The organism is Streptacidiphilus sp. MAP5-3, from assembly GCF_041262505.1.
Classification (GTDB): Bacteria; Actinomycetota; Actinomycetes; order Streptomycetales; family Streptomycetaceae; genus Streptacidiphilus.
Genome location: NZ_JBGCCL010000047.1, coordinates 15,583 through 31,827, shown reverse-complemented (window position 1 = coordinate 31,827; position 16,245 = coordinate 15,583). Strand labels below are relative to the sequence as shown.

Genomic DNA, 16,245 nt, shown 5'->3' with positions numbered 1-16,245 from the left:
TACTGCAGGGGGGACCCTGTGGGAGAGTAGGACGCCGCCGAACAATCTTTCCAGTGAAGCCCCCTGACCATGTGTCAGGGGGCTTCACTGCGTTTCACTAGTGTCACCTGTCCCACCTGTCACACTCGTTGTCAGGCCCGTCACCCGCTCGTTGCTCGAACGAGTGGCGGAAGTCTCGCCGACTGTGCCCCAGGTCACGTTTCAGAGATGAGAGCATGGAGACTATGAAGGGACGCGTCCTGATCGTCGATGACGACACTGCTCTGGCCGAGATGCTTGGCATCGTGCTGCGGGGGGAGGGATTCGAGCCGAGCTTCGTTGCCGATGGTGACAAGGCCCTGGCCGTTTTCCGTGAGGTCAAACCCGACCTCGTACTCTTGGACCTGATGCTGCCGGGCAGGGACGGGATCGACGTCTGCCGGCAGATCCGTGCCGAGTCCGGCGTACCGATCGTGATGTTGACCGCGAAGACGGACACCGTCGACGTGGTCGTGGGTCTGGAGTCCGGTGCGGACGACTACATGACCAAGCCGTTCAAGCCGAAGGAGCTCGTCGCCCGCGTGCGCGCGCGTCTGCGTCGTGCCGAGGAGCCGAGCCCGGAGCAGCTGGCCATCGGTGACCTGGTCATCGATGTGGCCGGCCACTCGGTCAAGCGTGACGGCCGCAGCATCCCGCTCACGCCGCTGGAGTTCGACCTGCTGGTCGCGCTGGCGCGCAAGCCGTGGCAGGTCTTCACCCGTGAGGTGCTGCTGGAGCAGGTCTGGGGCTACCGCCATGCCGCGGACACCCGCCTCGTCAACGTCCATGTGCAGCGACTCCGGTCGAAGATCGAGCGGGACCCTGAGCGTCCCGAGATCGTGGTGACCGTGCGCGGTGTCGGCTACAAGGCGGGACCGAACTGAGATGACTGGTCAGACGCCCGCCGTCCTGCCCGACCAGGACGGCGGGCAGTCGACCGGCACCGACGAGAGCCGGAACGCTGCGGACAGCCGGGACACCGCGGACGGCCGGAAGAGCACGGACGGTCGGAGAAGCAGGAGCGGTCGGGCCGCCACGGACGGCAGCACTCGTGCGCTGCTCGTCCTGGTCGGCCGACGCCTGCGCAGCCCTTTCCGGCGTGCTGTGGGTCTGTACCGTCGCTCCATCCAGCTGCGTGTCGTGGCGACCACCCTGGTGCTGTCCGTGGGCGTCGTCGCCTTGCTGGGCATCGTGGTGATGAACCAGGTTCGCAACGGCCTGCTCCAGGCCAAGCTGCAGTCCGCGCAGACGCAGGCCGACAGTGGCTTCGCCGCGGCCAAGGCCGCGACCAGCAGCCTCGGGACCGACACGCACAAGGCCGCTGCGGGCTCGGCGACGGCCGGCGGTCCGACCTACTCGGTCGACGTCGGCGACGTGATGACCGAGCAGGTCCACTCGCTGGCGGCCAGTGGCGCGGGCTCCTACTACGTACTGGGCATGCTGCCCGGCGACACCGTGGCGAGCGACACCAGCCCCGCACTGCGGGCGGTGCGCGACACCGGCCACGTGGATCCGCAGACGATCCCGGCGGAGCTCCAGACGCGGGTCGCCGCGGCCAACGGCACCCCGGAGGGCTCCTTCTCCACCGTCACCTACCTCAACGGCACGCCGAGCGAGCCGGGGATGGTGGTGGGCGAGCAGATCGCCGTTCCGGACGTCAGCTCGTACCAGCTCTACTACGTCTTTCCGTTCACGCAGGAGACCAAGACACTCAGTCTGGTCTCGGGGACGCTGGCGACCGCCGGGGTCTTCGTGGTGATCCTGTTGGGAGCCATCTCCTGGCTCGTGGTGCGCCAGGTGGTGACGCCGATCCGGATGGCCGCCGAGATCTCCGAGCAGCTCGCCTCCGGGCGGCTCGAGGAGCGGATGAAGGTCTCCGGTACCGACGACATCACCCGTCTTGGAGAATCGTTCAATCGGATGGCGGGGGCGCTCCAGGCGCAGATCCGGCAGCTGGAGGAGCTCTCCCGGGTGCAGCGTCGCTTCGTCTCCGACGTCTCGCACGAGCTGCGGACACCGCTGACGACCGTTCGGATGGCCGCGGACCTGCTCTACGAGTCCCGCGAGGACTTCGACGACCCGGCGGCTGCCCGCTCGGCCGAGCTGCTGCAGAACCAGCTGGACCGTTTCGAGTCGCTCCTCGCGGACTTGCTGGAGATCAGCCGCTTCGACGCGGGCGCGGCCATCCTCGACTCGGAGCCGGCGGACCTGCGCGACGTCGTCGCCCGGGTGATCGAGGGCGCCGACCCGCTGGCCAAGCGGAAGGGCAGCACCATCCACGTGGTCGGCGGGGACGAGCCCGTCGTTGCCGAGGTGGATCCGCGGCGCATCGAGCGCATTCTGCGCAACCTGGTCGTCAACGCCCTGGAGCACGGCGAGGGCCGGGACATCGACGTCCGGCTCGCCGCCGGCGACGGCGCTGTGGCCGTGGCCGTGCGTGACCGGGGCATCGGGCTCAAGCCCGGTGAGGCGGCCCGCGTCTTCAACCGCTTCTGGCGCGCCGACCCGGCTCGGGCGCGTACCACCGGCGGCACGGGCCTGGGTCTGTCCATCGCGCTGGAGGACGCCGCGCTGCACGGCGGCTGGCTGCACGCGTGGGGTGAGCCGGGCGGAGGCTCGCAGTTCCGGCTGACCATCCCGCGGAACGCCGGGGCGGAGATCTCGCGCTCGCCGATCCCGCTGGAGCCGGGGGACTCCCGGGGCAACCGAGGTCTCGACGTGTCCGGCAGTCCCTACCGGCGGGCCCGTCCGGCCGGGGCGACGGCGGTGCTGGCGGCAGGAGCCACCGGCGGCCGTGCCTCGGGGCACGTGCGCGCTGCGGGTGCGGGAAGTGTGGGCGGCGTGGGTGGCGTCGGCGAGACGGACCTGTCCGGGCAGCAGCCGAGCCTCGGCCCGGGGCTCGGCGGGGTGCTGGGGTACGGTTCGGTGATCCCCGCGCTGCCGGGTCCGGCCCGGCAGGGACCGGCGAGCAATCCGGCGGATCTGGGCACGGTCCCCGGGCTCGCGCTCGGTTCCGGCGGAGCGCAGGTGGTCGTGCCCAAGGAGGCGTGCGAGTCGGCGACCGCAGCTCCGGCGGAGGACGCCGCACCGGTCGGCTTGGCAGGCAGCGAAGCCCCGTCCCGCAACGGCGGCAACGATGGAGAGAAGTGAGATGGGCCAGGCGAACAGCCGTCGTCGCACGGTGAGCATGGTGGCGGTGACCGGCAGCGCGCTGCTGGTCGTCGGATGCGCCGCCATGCCCTCCAGCGGGCCGATCCCCTCCGTCGGGGGCCAGCAGACCGGTACCGCGCAGGACTCGACGGTGCAGCTCATCGCCGTGCCGCCGAAGGACAACGAGTCGCCGTCGGCGCTGCTCACCGGGTTCCTCGACGACCTCGCCAGCGACGAGGCGGACTACACCAACGCCCGTAAGTACCTGGCACCGGGCACGTCCTGGGAACCCGGGGCTCAGCTCACGGTGCTGGACCAGCGCGGCTCGCCGTCGCAGACGTCGGACAACGGCAAGCAGGTCACTGTCTCGGTCACCGGCCGTCGGATGGCGACCCTGGACGCGCACGGCTCGTACGCTCCGGGCGACCAGCAGACGGTCAGCGAGAACTTCGTCTTCCAGAAGAACGCCCAGGGCCAGTGGCGGATCACCTCGCTGCCGCAGGGCATCCTGCTCACCGAGCAGGACTTCCCCGGGATATACGAGTCGGTCAACCTGTACTACCCGGCCGACGGCGGCACCACCAGCGGGGGCCGCAGTCCGCTGGTGGCCGATCCGGTCTACATCCGCAGCCACATCGACCCGATGACGTACGCGGCCCGCCAACTGCTGGCCGGGCCGAGCAAGTGGCTGTCGCCCGTGGTGGCCAACGCGTTCCCGCCGGGTTCCTCCATCGACCTGGACACCAGCGGCTCCCAGATCAAGGCGTATCTCACGCTGGGCCAGGGCGCGCAGTGGGCCGACGTGTCGTGCCAGGCGATGGCCGCGCAGCTGTACGACACGCTGAGCGAGGTCGACGTCTCCGCCTCGGGTGAGCCCTCCGTGGCGGTGCAGTCCGTCGCGCTCTACCAGGGTCACAACGGCCCGGAGCAGTGCAGCGCGGACGGCGGCAACCTCTACCAGGCGATGAGTCCGCTCGACCCGTCCGGCACGGTGTACTACCTGAACGCCGACCGTCATCTGGTCAGCGTTCCCCCGTCGGCCTCCGGTTCCGGTGGCTCGGCGGACCCGCAGCCGGTGTCGGGTGCGCTGCTGTCGGCCGCCGCGTCCGCCGCCGGCGGCGGGATCGGCAGCTTCGCGGTGTCGCCGCGCAGTGACGGTGCGGTCGCGACCGTGACAAAGAACGGCGGTGCGGTCTACGTCAGTTCGCTGCACGCGTCCACGGCGCCGACCGAGCCGGTCCTGACCAGCGCGTCCGGTGGGCTCTCCTCGCCGAGCTGGGACGGCACGGGCACGCTGTGGGCGGTGGACTCCGACCCGAACAACCCGTCGCTGCGGGCGGTCGAGAACGGCCACGAGGTCCCGGTGAACGTGACCGGCCTGCAGGGGACCGTCAAGCAGGTCCGCGTCGCCACGGACGGAGCCCGGATCGCCCTGCTGGTCGAGGACCCGAACACTTCGGACACCACGGTGGTGATCGGGCGGGTCCATCGGCTCGGCACGGAGGCGTCGCCGCAGCTCGCGATCGACGGACTGCGGACGATCGCCCAGTCGATCAGCTCGGTCTCGTCGATGGCGTGGACCGACGGCGACAGCCTGGTCGTCCTGGGCCTCCCGTCGACGACGCGCACCCTGACGCCGATCTCGGTCGAGATCGACGGCTCGCCCTCGGGCACGGACGGGGGGATCCTCCCGGCGCTCAACGGCATCGGCGACATCACGGCCTTCCCAGGGCCGACGCCGCGACTGGTGGCCTCATCGTCGGAGTCGGTCTTCCGGATGCTGGCCGCAGCCAGCTGGGCCCCCGTCGGTGACGGCACCTCCGGCACGGACAAGGGCAGCGCTCCTCGCTTCCCGGGCTGACACCCGGCTCCTGCCGGGCCTTCAAGGGCCTTCCGCGGTGCTGCACGGCTCCGGGGTGGGATCAGCTCAGTCGCGGAGCTGCGTCGCTGCGACGACGGCGCCCGCGAGGACGTCCGCGCCCGCCTCGGCGAGGGCACGGGTCGCCTCCGAGAGGCTGGCGCCGGTGGTGACGAGGTCGTCAACCACCAGGACGTGGCCCTCGCGGAGCGTGGTGCGGTGGGCGTGAACGGTGAGTGCGCCGCGCAGGTTTCGTTGTCGTGCCGCCGCGTCGAGGCCGGACTGGTCGGCCACGGCCCGGCCGTGACGCAGCGCGGGAACGACCCGGGTGGGGATGCCCGCGGCGCGCAGCGCTGAGGCCGCCGCGCGGGCGACGCGCACCGTCGGATTGTGGCCACGGGCGCGCGTGGTGCGGGTCGTGCTCGGCATCGGGACCAGCAGCAGCGGGCGTTCCGTGCTGGGTGTGGCAGGGAACGCGGCGCGGGCGGCCAGGGCCAGTGCCTGGCCCAGTGGGGTGGCCAGCCGCAGCGCTCCGCGCTCCTTGTGCGCGAGCAGCACCTGGCGGGCCGGGCCGCCGTAGCGGACCGCCGCGTAGATCTCGGGCAGCCCCGGCGGCGGATGCGCAGGACGCGCGCGGAGTGGCTCGGCGGCGGTCAGGTGCCGCCGGCACTCGTGACACAGCTGCGTGCGGGCGACGCCGCAGCCGACGCAGGCGGCGGGGAGCAGCAGATCGAGCGTGGCGTCGAGCAGCCGGACCGGGAGCGGCGGCTTCGGCACCGGCGTCGACGGCGACACGGCCACTGATTCCGTGGCCGGAAATGCCGCTACGAATGGCTCCATCGGCGACTCCGAGAGAAGGTTGAAGGGAGTCCTCAGAGTGCCGCGTGCACCTCGTTGACGAGGGACATTTACGTGATGTTCATCCGAACGGGGGTAGGAGCCGCGCGGGGGCTGTACAAGCCCCGTGAGCGCGGCGAGTTTGGGAGGTCAGGACGTATGGCTCCTCAGTCGGGACCTTCGCCTCGATGTCGGACGGGCGGAACCCCGGGAACCGTTGTTCCATGGGGTTCCCACCGTTCCGATTGGGGATGAAGGGGACTGAGGGGCGGTACCGCCCGACTCCGAGCGGGCGGCGCTGCGTTCTCGATGGGCCCGGCGGACCTTCGGGTCCCTGGGCATGAAGCGCGAAGGATCGGAGTTCTGCGTGGACATCGTCGTCAAGGGTCGCAAGACCGAGGTTCCGGAGCGGTTCCGCAGGCACGTCGCCGAGAAGCTGGAGCGGATCAACAAGCTCGACGGCAAGGTGATCAGCGTCGACGTCGAGGTCTCTAAGGAGCGCAACCCGCGCCAGGCCGAGCACTCCGACCAGGTGGAGATCACGCTGCACAGCCGTGGCCCGGTGATCCGGGCGGAGGCCAGCTCCTCCGACCCGTACTCCGCTCTTGACCTGGCCTCGGCCAAGCTGGACGCGCAACTGCGCAAGGCCGCCGACCGGCGGCGGATCTGCAAGGGCCCGCGGGCGCCGCTGAGCGTCGCGGCCGCGACCGCCGCCCTGTCGGACACTCCCGGGCAGGCTACCGCCGAGGAGCTCAGCCCGGAGCTCAGGAAGACGATGCAGGGATCGGTGGAGGTGGAGGGCGACGGGCCACTTGTGGTCCGCGAGAAGACCCACCCCGCCGAGCCGATGGCGCTCGACCAGGCGCTGTACGAGATGGAGCTGGTCGGCCACGACTTCTACCTGTTCGTGGACGCGGAGACCAAGCAGCCGAGCGTGGTCTACCGCCGCCACGCCTACGACTACGGTGTGATCCACCTGAAGGTCGGAGCGTAGATCTCCGCGGACGTAGTCTGCCTGCGGCTGACGCAGCTGACGGCTGACGTACTCCGCTCACGGAGGGACGACCACGGAGATCAAGGGTTCCCCCGGGCACACTTCCGGGGGAACCCGCTGTGGGCGGGTGATCGCGACATCCGCGAAGCGTGAAATCATGTCGCAGAAAGCCGCCCACCAAGGGGGAGGGACCGGATGGTGGAGCCGATCCGGGTACTGGTCGTGGACGACCACGCGCTTTTTCGGCGCGGACTGGAGATCGTCCTTGCCCAGGAGGAGGACATCGCCGTCGTCGGCGAGGCCGGGGACGGGGCCGAGGCCGTGGTCAAGGCAGCCGATCTGTTGCCCGACATCATCCTGATGGACGTGCGGATGCCGCGCCGGAGCGGCATCGAGGCGTGCACGGCCATCAAGGAGGTCGCCCCGAGCACGAAGATCATCATGCTGACCATCAGCGACGAGGAGGCCGACCTCTACGAGGCGATCAAGGCGGGTGCCACGGGCTACCTGCTCAAGGAGATCTCCACGGACGAGGTGGCCACCGCCATCCGCGCGGTCGCCGACGGCCAGTCGCAGATCAGCCCGTCGATGGCGGCCAAGCTGCTGACCGAGTTCAAGTCGATGATCCAGAAGCGGACGGACCAGCAGGAGCTGCTGCCCGCACCGCGCCTGACGGACCGTGAGATGGAGGTCCTCAAGCTGGTGGCCACCGGACTCAACAACCGGGACATCGCCAAGCAGCTCTTCATCAGCGAGAACACCGTGAAGAACCACGTCCGCAACATCCTGGAGAAGCTGCAGCTCCACTCCCGGATGGAGGCCGTGGTCTACGCGATGCGGGAGAAGATCCTCGAGATAAGCTGACCGGCCGGCCAGGACCGACCAGCCGACCACCGCCTGCGGTTCACTTCGCCAGCAGCTTCTCCAGCGGGGTGCGCAGGGACTCGTCGTGGAGCTGCTCGACCCGGACGGCGTCGCAGCCCACCCACTCGGCGGCCTCGCGCAGCGCCGCGGCGAGCGGTTCCACCGCCTTGGCGGTGGTCAGTGAGACCTGACGGGCCACCAGCGTGCCTTTCTCGCGGGCCGGGTCGACCCGGCCGACCAGTCGGCCGCCGGACAGCAGCGGCATGGTGAAGTAGCCGTGGACCCGCTTGTGCTTGGGGGTGTAGGCCTCGAGGCGGTGGGTGAAGCCGAAGACGCGCTCGGTGCGGGCCCGGTCCCAGATCAGCGAGTCGAACGGCGAGAGCAGGGTGGTCCGGTGACGACCACGCGGCTCCTGCGCGAGGGCGGCCGGATCGGCCCAGGCGCGGGTCCAGCCCGCCGTGGCACGGCCGCCGGTGAGACCGCTGTTCCGGCCGCCGTTCTGCCCCCATCCGGCGACGCGGACCGGGACCAGGCCGGACTCCGGCAGTGCAGCGGTGACCTGGTCGACCTTGAGCCGGTGGTAGTCGGCCAGATCCTTCTCCGTGGCCACGCCCAGGGCCGTACCCGACTGGCGGACCAGCTGCCGCAGGCACGCGTCGTCGTCCAGCTCGGTGTTCAACAGCTCGGTGGGGACGGCCTGCTCGGCCAGGGTGTAGACGCGACGCCAGCCGCGCCGCTCGGCGCAGACCACGACCCCGGTGTCCAGCAGCCACTCGACGGCGATCTTGGACTCCGACCAGTCCCACCAGACGCCGCCCTTCTTGGCGCCGCCCAGGTCGGTGGCCGTCAGCGAGCCCTCGGCACGCAGTTTGGCGATGATCTCGGCGCAGGAGCGCTCCGCGTCCTCCATCCGGTGCCAGCGGTGGCCGCGCTCCAGGAAGCGCCGCCGTCGGAAGGCGAAGAGCGGCCACTCCTCGACCGGCAGGATGCAGGCGGCGTGCGACCAGTACTCGAAGGAGTGGCCGTCGCTCCAGTAGGCCTGCTCGACCGCGTCGCGGCCCACCGCCCCGAGCCGGGCGTAGGGGATCAGCTCGTGGGAACGGGCGAGCACCGAGATGGTGTCCAGCTGGACCGAACCGAGGCTGCGCAGCATGCCGCGCACACCCGCCCGGCGGTCGGGCGCGCCGAGCAACCCCTGGGCGCGCAGGGCGATCCGGCGCGCCTGGTCGGCGGAGAGTTCGGGCAACTGCGACTCGGTCGTCATGTCGGGGAGCCTATGCCCGACCACTGACACCGCTCACTTGATCAAGTGATGGCAATCAAACTGGCGTTCAGAATCTCACTGGAGAGAGTGGAGATCGGCCAACCCGGTGGGTGCGCCGCTGTCGGCGCTCCTAGCCTGGTTTCCGCAGCGAGGGAGCTGCTTCATGGGGGTCCCGGAGGTCCGTCCTCCCGGGTGTTTCGACTTTGCACTGGCACGTCTGCTTTCGCACATCGCACATCTCGAACGTGGCACATCGCACTTCGACTTCACTCTTCACTGGATTCTTCGGCATGCCTGCCCGCTCCCCGGGCATCGGCGTGCCCGGGAGGGGACGACATGGGTCGCAGGACCCGTTGGGCCGCTGCTCTTACCGCAGCGGGGCTGCTGGCGTTCGCCGCGCCGACGGTCGGGGCGCAGGCTGTGAGCGGATCGCAGCGCATCGATCTCAAAGTCCTCGTGGTCGACGACGGCGGCCCCTCGGTCGCCGCCATCGTCAACGAGCTGGACCTGACCGGCACGCCGTACACGCGCGTGGTCCTCTCGGATACCAAGCGGCCGACCATCACCGCCGCGTTCCTGAGCGGCACCGACTCCCTCGGCCGTACCGAGGCGAAGTACCAGTCCGTGGTGCTGCCCAACAACGCGCCGTTCCCGGCAGGTTCGGCCGAGATGGCCGCACTCGTCGGCTACGAGCAGACCTTCGGCATCCGTCAGGTCGACGCCTACACCTACGCCCAGCCCGCCGTCGGGCTCAACTGGGCCACCAACCCCGGCTACATCGGCGCTCTGGACGGCATGAACGGCCAGGTCACCACGGCCGGTCTCAGCGGCCCGTTCCGGTATCTCAAGGGCAGCGTCCCGTTCGAGAACAACGACCCGAACGTCGTCGAGAGCTATGGCTACCTGGCCACCCCGCTGGCCACGCAGGCGGCCGGCGCCGCCTTCACCCCGCTGGTCACCATGCCGATCCCGGGCGCGGGCGGCACGCAGGGGGTGCTGGCGGGCGAGTACGACCACAGCGGCGTCTCCGAGCTGGTGCTCACCTTCGCCTACAACCAGTACCAGCAGCAGTACCGGCTGCTCGCGCGCGGCATCGTCGACTGGATGACCCAGGGCGTCCACATCGGGTTCGACCGCAACTACTTCGAACAGGACATCGACGACGTCTTCCTGCCGGACGACCGGTGGAGCAGCACCGCCAAGTGCACGCCGGGCGACGCCGCCTCCGCGTGCAAGGGCACCCCGGCGCCGTCGGAGATCCGGATGAGCGCGGCCGACGTCGCCTACGCCAAGCAGTGGGAGCAGGCGCACGGCTTCACCTTCGACTTCCTCTTCAACGGCGGCGGCAGTGACGACGCCACCCAGAACGGCACCGTCGACGACCCGTTGACGGACGCGCTGCTGGCGGACAAGAGCTCGTTCCGCTGGATGAACCACACCTACGACCACCCGTTCCTGGGCTGCGTCCAGAACACCGCGACCGTGCCCTGGTCCTGCACCGCGAGCACGAGCGGCGCGACCGAGTGGGTGAGCCAGCAGACCATCCAGACCGCGATCACGCAGAACGTCCAGTGGGCCAAGCAGCACGGCATCAGCATCGACCCGACCGAGCTGGTCACCGGTGAGCACTCGGGTCTGAAGACGCTGCCGCAGCAGCCGGTCGACAACCCCAACCTGGCCCCGGCGCTGGCTGCCGCCGGCGTCAAGTGGACCGGCAGCGACCACTCCCGTGAGCCGCAGCAGCGGGCCGTCGGCAGCGCGCTCACGGTGCCGCGCTACCCGATGAGCGTCTACTACAACGCGGGCACGGCCGCCGACGAGGTCGACGAGTACAACTGGCTCTACACCGCGACGGCCCAGGGCGGCAGCGGCATCTGCACGGCCAACCCGGCCACCACCACCTGCCTGCCGGCAGCGCTGAACGAGACGACCGGTTATGCGGACTACATCGTGCCGCTGGAGGCCCGGATCGACATGGGCCACATCCTCGGTGACGACCCCGACCCGCACTACGCCCACCAGTCCAACCTGGCCGAGGACCGCATCCTCTACCCGGTGCTGGACACGCTGTTGAGCGACTACGCCAACCTGACGGCCGCTGACGCACCCATCGTCGACCTGCGCGAGTCCGCCATCGGCACGGAGCTGCAGCAGCGCTCCGCCTGGCAGAGCGCCGTCTCCTCGGGGCGGGTCACCGCGTACCGGGTGGGCAACGTGGTCACGCTGCAGGCGCCGGCGGGGGTGAAGATCCCGGTCACGATGCCCGCCGGCACGACGCAGTCGCTGCTGCTCGGCACGGGCGCGGTCGGCACGTCCTACGCGGGCGAGCTCTCCGGCTGGATGAGCCCCGGCAGGCTGCAGTCGGCGGTCACGCTCCGACTCAGCTCGGCGGCCACGCCGATCGTGCCGCCGATGCGCGGCCCGGTGAAGGAGAACGCGGCGCAGGCCGCTCCCGCGGCGGCCACGCCGCAGCAACTCGCGTCCGTCGCAAGGAAGGTCCCGCTGACGTCATCCGGAGTCGCCAAGCTCCCGCGCGCGGCCGGGTAGCCGGATCGCGGGCGGCACCCAGGGCGGTGGCACCGCCGCGCCACGACCGCGTCCGGGACAGCGAACAGCGACTCGCCGTCCCGGGCGCGGTCTGCCGCCGGATTGCCGTCTGCCGCACCGCCTGATCTGCCGCACGCCTGACCTGCCGCGTCGCTTCGACGTTTGACCGCTCTGATGAGGGCCTGATGAACGCGCTGATGAACGCCCTGACTGCCCTGAGGGGGACACCGTTATGAACAGCCCGGTGGCGCTGGAGGTCACCTTGCTGACGGAGGGCACCTATCCCTACATCCACGGCGGCGTCAGCACCTGGTGCGACCAACTGGTCCGCGGGATGCCGGACGTCCGCTTCCACATCCTGGGGATCACCGGCAGCGGCCGGGAGCCGGTGATCTGGCCGCTGCCCGAACAGATCGCCTCGCACAGCACGGTCCCGCTCTGGGGACCGCCCGACGGGGGGCGCGCGCCGCGCGGACGTGCGCTGCGCCGCTTCCTCGCCGGGTACGAGCGCTTCCTGCTCTCGTTGCTCGACCCGGACTTCGAGCCCTACTTCGCCGACGAGCTGTACGAGATAGCCGAGTTCGCACTCACCGGAGGGTCGTTGACCGCCGCGCTGCGCAGTGAGGGGGCACTGCGTTCGCTGCAAGGGGTGTGGCGGCTGCCGTTCGTGGCGACCAGCCGGGACCGGCCCAGCTTTCGCGACGCCCTGCAGGCCACGGATCTGCTGGAGCACGCGCTGCGCGCGCTCGCGGTGCAGCCGCCCGCGCGCGGCGTGGTCCACGTCGCGACCGGCGGGCTGGCCGCGTTGCCCGGCCTGACCGCGCGCCGCTTCCACGGTGTGCCGCTGCTCCTCTCCGAGCACGGCATCTATCTGCGGGAACGGTTCCTCGGCTTTCGCGCCGCGCCTTTCTCCCGGCCGGTCAAGACACTGGTGCTGGGCTTCTACCGGATGCTGGCGGCGGAGAGTTACCGCTGTGCGGACGTGGTCGCGCCCGTCAACCGGTACAACCGCCGTTGGGAGGAGCACGGTGGGTGCGACCCGCGGCGCATCCGCACCGTCTACAACGGCGTCGACCTGCGGCAGTTCCCCGTCGCGGGGGACGAACCCGAGGAGCCGACGCTCAGCTGGGCCGGGCGGATCGACCCGATCAAGGACCTGGAGACGCTGATCCGCGCCTTCGCCCTGGTCCGGCTCGACCTGCCCCGGGCCAGACTGCGTCTCTTCGGCGATCCCCCGGCCGGGGGAGAGGCCTACCAACAGCGGCTGAAGGCGTTGACCGTCGAGCTCGGCGTGGCGGACGCCGTCGTGTTCGAAGGCCGGATCGACGCGGTCAAGGACGCCTATGCGGCGGGCTCGGTGGTGCTGCTCTCCAGCATCTCGGAGGGGTTCCCGTTCAGCCTGATCGAGGCGATGGCTTGCGGACGTGCCACGGTCTCCACCGATGTCGGCGGTGTCCGGGAGGCGGTGGGCGACACGGGCCTGGTCGTCCCGTCGCGTGAGCCCGAGGCCTTGGCGGCGGCGACGCTCGCCCTGCTTCGCGACCCGGTGGAGCGGGCCCGGTTGGGCGCGGCGGCACGCCGAAGGGTGGAACAGCAGTTCACCGTCGAGCGCACGGTGTCCGAGTTCCGGTCGCTGTACCGGGAGTTGGCGGGCGGCTCGATCGTCGACCCGACTGCCGAACCGACTCTCGGCCCGACTGCCGACCCGACCGTCGGTTCGGCTGCCGCGTCAGGCTCGGGCGTTGCGACGCGGCGGGCGACGGACGCCGATGACCGGGTGGCCGCATGAGCGGGCTGGTGGAATTGCTGCCGGGCCTGCGGCTGGAACCGGTGTCCGGGCCGCGGTTGCCCACCGTCGCAGCGGACCCTGCCGACGAGTTGGCGGAACGGTTCGGCGAGCTTGTCGCAACTTCCGTGCACCCGCTGGAGGTTGTGGCCGCCATCGAGGCCGAGGGGCTCACCGACCAGCAGATCCAGCAGCGCTACGGCCGACGGGACGCGTTCGAGTTGGGCGAGGAGCTGTTCCGCCAGGCGCACGGCGAGCCTGGTGACGCCGGGGACCACGGGGCGGCGCCGAACGCGCGCGACGCGCCGAACGCCCCCAACGCGCGGAAAGCGCCGAAGGAACTTCCGCGCCGGCTCCACTCGGTGGGAGCGTCGGCGTGGGACGTCTCGGCACCGCGCTGTGCCCTGCGTGGAGTCCTCTTCGCCCTTCCCGGGCTGGCCTACCTGCTCTATCGCCCGCCGCACGGCCTGGACGGGAGTATCCGCGCAGCCCTGCTGCTGAGCTGGGGCTGGAGCCAGGCCGTGGCCCACCTTTCCTATCTGCGGCGTGGCCAGGGGGACCCCGTGGGCGCTGCCGCCTTCCTGGTCCGCGGCGGTGCGGCCGGGGTCGTGCTGGCTCCGCTGGCCGCGGCGGTGATGCCGGGCGCGACCGCGCCGACCGTCGCCTACGCGGCGGGTCAGGCGCTGTACTTCGCCGCCGCGACGACGCTGTTGGTCCTCGGACGCGAACGGCGGCTGCTGGGGGCGCTTACGCCGGTCGCGCTCGGTGCGGTGTGGGTGGTGGTGTCGCGGCGTCTCGGCGACGAGCCACCGCGCTGGGTGGGCGCGACGCTGATCATGCTGGCCCTGGGGTTGGCGCTGTGGTCCGGTTGGCAGGAGACCGTCCCGATGCTCCGGCCGGTGCGAGCCGACAACGTGCGACTGGGGCTGAGCCGGTCGGAGTGGTGGCAGGCGGCAGCGGCCGGCGTTTTCGGGCTGGGCGTCGCTGTACTGACGCTGGCTCAGATCGGTTCGACGACGGTCGCCCTGACGTTGAGCATGGGGGGAGCGGAGTGGTTTCTGGCCCGTTGCCGCGCCACCACCGAGCTGGCGCTCAGCCGGACCGGTTCGAAGCGAAGGTTCCACCGGCTTGTGCTGAGCGCACTGGTGCGCTGCCTCTGCGGTTATCTTTTGCTGGTTGCGGCGCTCGTGGCGGCGACGGCGCTGCTGTGGCCAGGGGCGGGCGGCCCGGGGGTGGTGGCCCTTGCGGCGTTGGCTGCGGCGATATGGAGCGCCCAACTACTGCAGTCCCTGGGTCTGTTGGGCCGTGCGACGATCGCGGTGGCGGCGGCGGGAGCGGCGGTCCTTGCCGCGCGGGCGGCCGGGGTCCCGGCCGGGGTGGCACAGTCGACGGTGAGCGCGGTGGCGGCGTTCGTCCTGCTCCTCGCCACCGCGCAGGCGGTGGGCACCGCCACGAGGCACAGATGACGAGGCGCGAGGCGCGCCTGCTCCAACTGGTCGCCTGCTGTCTCTGCCTGTTGGCCGGTTGCTCGGGCGCGCCCACCACCTCCGCGCCCGCTCCCGGCCCGACCCGACCGACCACTGCTCCACCGCCACCGCCGCCGCCCGTGCCTGTCGCGGGGGACAGCCGCTGGCAGCCCCCGCCGGGCTTCACCTGGCAGTGGCAGTTGACCGCGCCCGTCGACACCTCGGTCGTCGCCGACGTCTACGACATCGACGCCGTCGACAACTCCGCCCAGGTCGTCGCCGCCCTGCACGCCGCCGGGCGGAAGGTGGTCTGTTACGTCAACGTCGGTGCCTGGGAGCCCTACCGGCCCGATGCTGCGAGGTTCCCGAGCAGTCTGCTCGGCAAGCCGCTCGACGGCTGGCCGGACGAGCGGTGGTTGGACGTCCGTCGGCTGGACGTGTTGCGGCCGCTGATCGCGCAGCGCTTGGCCGTCTGCAAGGCGAAGGGTTTCGACGCCGTCGAGCCGGACCAGCTCGACGGCTACACCAACGACACCGGCTTTCCGCTCACCGCCGCCGACCAGCTGGCCTTCAACCGCATGGTGGCGGGCCTGGCGCACGCGCGGGGCCTGGCCGTGGCGCTCAAGAACGATCTCGACCAGATCCCGCAGCTGCTACCGGACTTCGACTTCGCGATCGACGAGCAGTGCGCCGAGTACCAGGAGTGCGACGAGCTGACCCCCTTCGTCGCCGCCGGAAAGGCGGTGTTCGAGGCCGAGTACAACCTGCCGACCAGCGCTTTCTGCCCTCAGGCACGACGGCTCCGGTTCAGCGCCATGCTCAAGCACCTCGCTCTGGACGCGTGGCGTGATCCGTGCTGACGCGATCCCCGCCGGGGTGTTCCCTGCCGGCGCGGTCCCTGCTGAGCAGGCCGCCAATCCAGGTGTCGGAGCGCTTGCCATGGTGGACGGTGCCGCCGCGCAAGGTGCCCTCGAAGCGGAAGCCCACCTTCTCGGCGACCGCGCGGGACCCCACGTTGCCTGCGACGGCCCGCCACTCCATCCGGACCACGCCCAGCTCCGCGAAGGCCCAGTCGCAGACGGCCGCGACCGCCTCGGCGGTAAAGCCCTGGCGCCGCTGCTCGGGAGCCGTCCAGTAACCGATCTCGGCGTTGCCGTCGGTGCGGAACTGGCGGCCGTGGATACCGACCGAGGCGACCAGGGCGCCGGTGTCCTTGCGGAAGACGCCGAAGTTCAGCAGTGTCTCCGTGATCCACCCCTGCGGGATGATCTCCCGGACGAAGCCCTCGGCGTGCGCGCGGGTATAGGGGACAGGAACAGACGTCATCGGCTGGAGTTGGGCGTCCTGGCACACTGCGGTGATGGTGTCGATGTCCGCCTCGGCGAACTGGCCCAGGAGCAGTCGGGGCGTTTCCAGCGTGGTCGGTTCCATTGCAGGAGTATCCCCGAGCCCTGGGTGATG

The 16,245-nt window shown here is 70.8% G+C and carries 12 protein-coding genes; 9 read left to right on the top strand and 3 right to left on the bottom strand.

Translation table 11 applies throughout. The annotated features are described in order from the left end of the window. Window positions 1–224 precede the first annotated feature (224 nt). From mtrA to ABH928_RS35220, 3 genes are read left to right on the top strand one after another with little or no spacing between them, the layout of a single operon-like run. Entirely contained in the window at window positions 225–902 is a 678-nt protein-coding gene (gene mtrA, locus ABH928_RS35230) for an MtrAB system response regulator MtrA (protein WP_037605443.1), read from the top strand. Window position 903: 1 nt separating this feature from the next. After that, window positions 904–3,168 carry an MtrAB system histidine kinase MtrB gene (mtrB, locus tag ABH928_RS35225; RefSeq protein ID WP_370072811.1) on the top strand — a complete coding sequence of 755 codons (2,265 nt, stop codon included), beginning with the start codon at window positions 904–906 and terminating at the stop codon, window positions 3,166–3,168. Between the two features lies 1 nt (window position 3,169). Beyond that, complete coding sequence (locus ABH928_RS35220; protein WP_370072810.1) at window positions 3,170–5,029, top strand: LpqB family beta-propeller domain-containing protein; 1,860 nt, start codon at window positions 3,170–3,172, stop codon at window positions 5,027–5,029. A 66-nt stretch (window positions 5,030–5,095) separates the two neighbouring features. Here ABH928_RS35220 and ABH928_RS35215 read toward each other — a convergent pair whose 3' ends face one another. Further along, complete coding sequence (locus ABH928_RS35215; protein WP_370072809.1) at window positions 5,096–5,821, bottom strand: ComF family protein; 726 nt, start codon at window positions 5,819–5,821, stop codon at window positions 5,096–5,098. A 409-nt stretch (window positions 5,822–6,230) separates the two neighbouring features. On the opposite strand from ABH928_RS35215, the gene hpf reads away from it, so the two are divergent. Both hpf and ABH928_RS35205 read left to right on the top strand, forming a co-directional pair. Continuing rightward, a complete protein-coding gene (gene hpf / locus ABH928_RS35210) occupies window positions 6,231–6,857 on the top strand; it encodes a ribosome hibernation-promoting factor, HPF/YfiA family (protein ID WP_370072813.1) in 627 nt (208 codons plus the stop codon). A 195-nt stretch (window positions 6,858–7,052) separates the two neighbouring features. Beyond that, window positions 7,053–7,721, top strand: coding sequence for a response regulator (locus ABH928_RS35205; RefSeq protein ID WP_370072808.1), 669 nt, complete (start codon window positions 7,053–7,055; stop codon window positions 7,719–7,721). Window positions 7,722–7,761: 40 nt separating this feature from the next. Here ABH928_RS35205 and ABH928_RS35200 read toward each other — a convergent pair whose 3' ends face one another. Beyond that, a complete protein-coding gene (locus ABH928_RS35200; RefSeq protein WP_370072807.1) occupies window positions 7,762–8,985 on the bottom strand; it encodes a winged helix-turn-helix domain-containing protein in 1,224 nt (407 codons plus the stop codon). 336 nt (window positions 8,986–9,321) lie between these two features. On the opposite strand from ABH928_RS35200, the gene ABH928_RS35195 reads away from it, so the two are divergent. The 4 genes from ABH928_RS35195 to ABH928_RS35180 all read left to right on the top strand — a co-directional run bounded on the left by ABH928_RS35195 (window position 9,322) and on the right by ABH928_RS35180 (window position 15,644). Next, window positions 9,322–11,532, top strand: a complete 2,211-nt coding sequence (locus ABH928_RS35195; RefSeq protein WP_370072806.1) for a hypothetical protein — start codon at window positions 9,322–9,324, stop codon at window positions 11,530–11,532. Between the two features lie 232 nt (window positions 11,533–11,764). Beyond that, a complete protein-coding gene (gene pelF / locus ABH928_RS35190; protein WP_370072805.1) occupies window positions 11,765–13,321 on the top strand; it encodes a GT4 family glycosyltransferase PelF in 1,557 nt (518 codons plus the stop codon). Continuing rightward, window positions 13,318–14,784: a hypothetical protein gene (locus ABH928_RS35185; protein ID WP_370072804.1), complete on the top strand. Its 1,467-nt coding sequence runs from the start codon at window positions 13,318–13,320 to the stop codon at window positions 14,782–14,784. The genes pelF and ABH928_RS35185 overlap by 4 nt, the downstream gene beginning before the upstream one ends. Then, window positions 14,781–15,644 carry an endo alpha-1,4 polygalactosaminidase gene (locus ABH928_RS35180; protein WP_370072803.1) on the top strand — a complete coding sequence of 288 codons (864 nt, stop codon included), beginning with the start codon at window positions 14,781–14,783 and terminating at the stop codon, window positions 15,642–15,644. The genes ABH928_RS35185 and ABH928_RS35180 overlap by 4 nt, the downstream gene beginning before the upstream one ends. Here ABH928_RS35180 and ABH928_RS35175 read toward each other — a convergent pair. Beyond that, the gene (locus ABH928_RS35175) at window positions 15,604–16,215 is read right to left on the bottom strand and encodes a GNAT family N-acetyltransferase (RefSeq protein WP_370072802.1); all 612 of its coding nucleotides are present in this window, start codon (window positions 16,213–16,215) and stop codon (window positions 15,604–15,606) included. The two genes, ABH928_RS35180 and ABH928_RS35175, sit on opposite strands and share 41 nt — an antisense overlap. Window positions 16,216–16,245 lie beyond the last annotated feature (30 nt).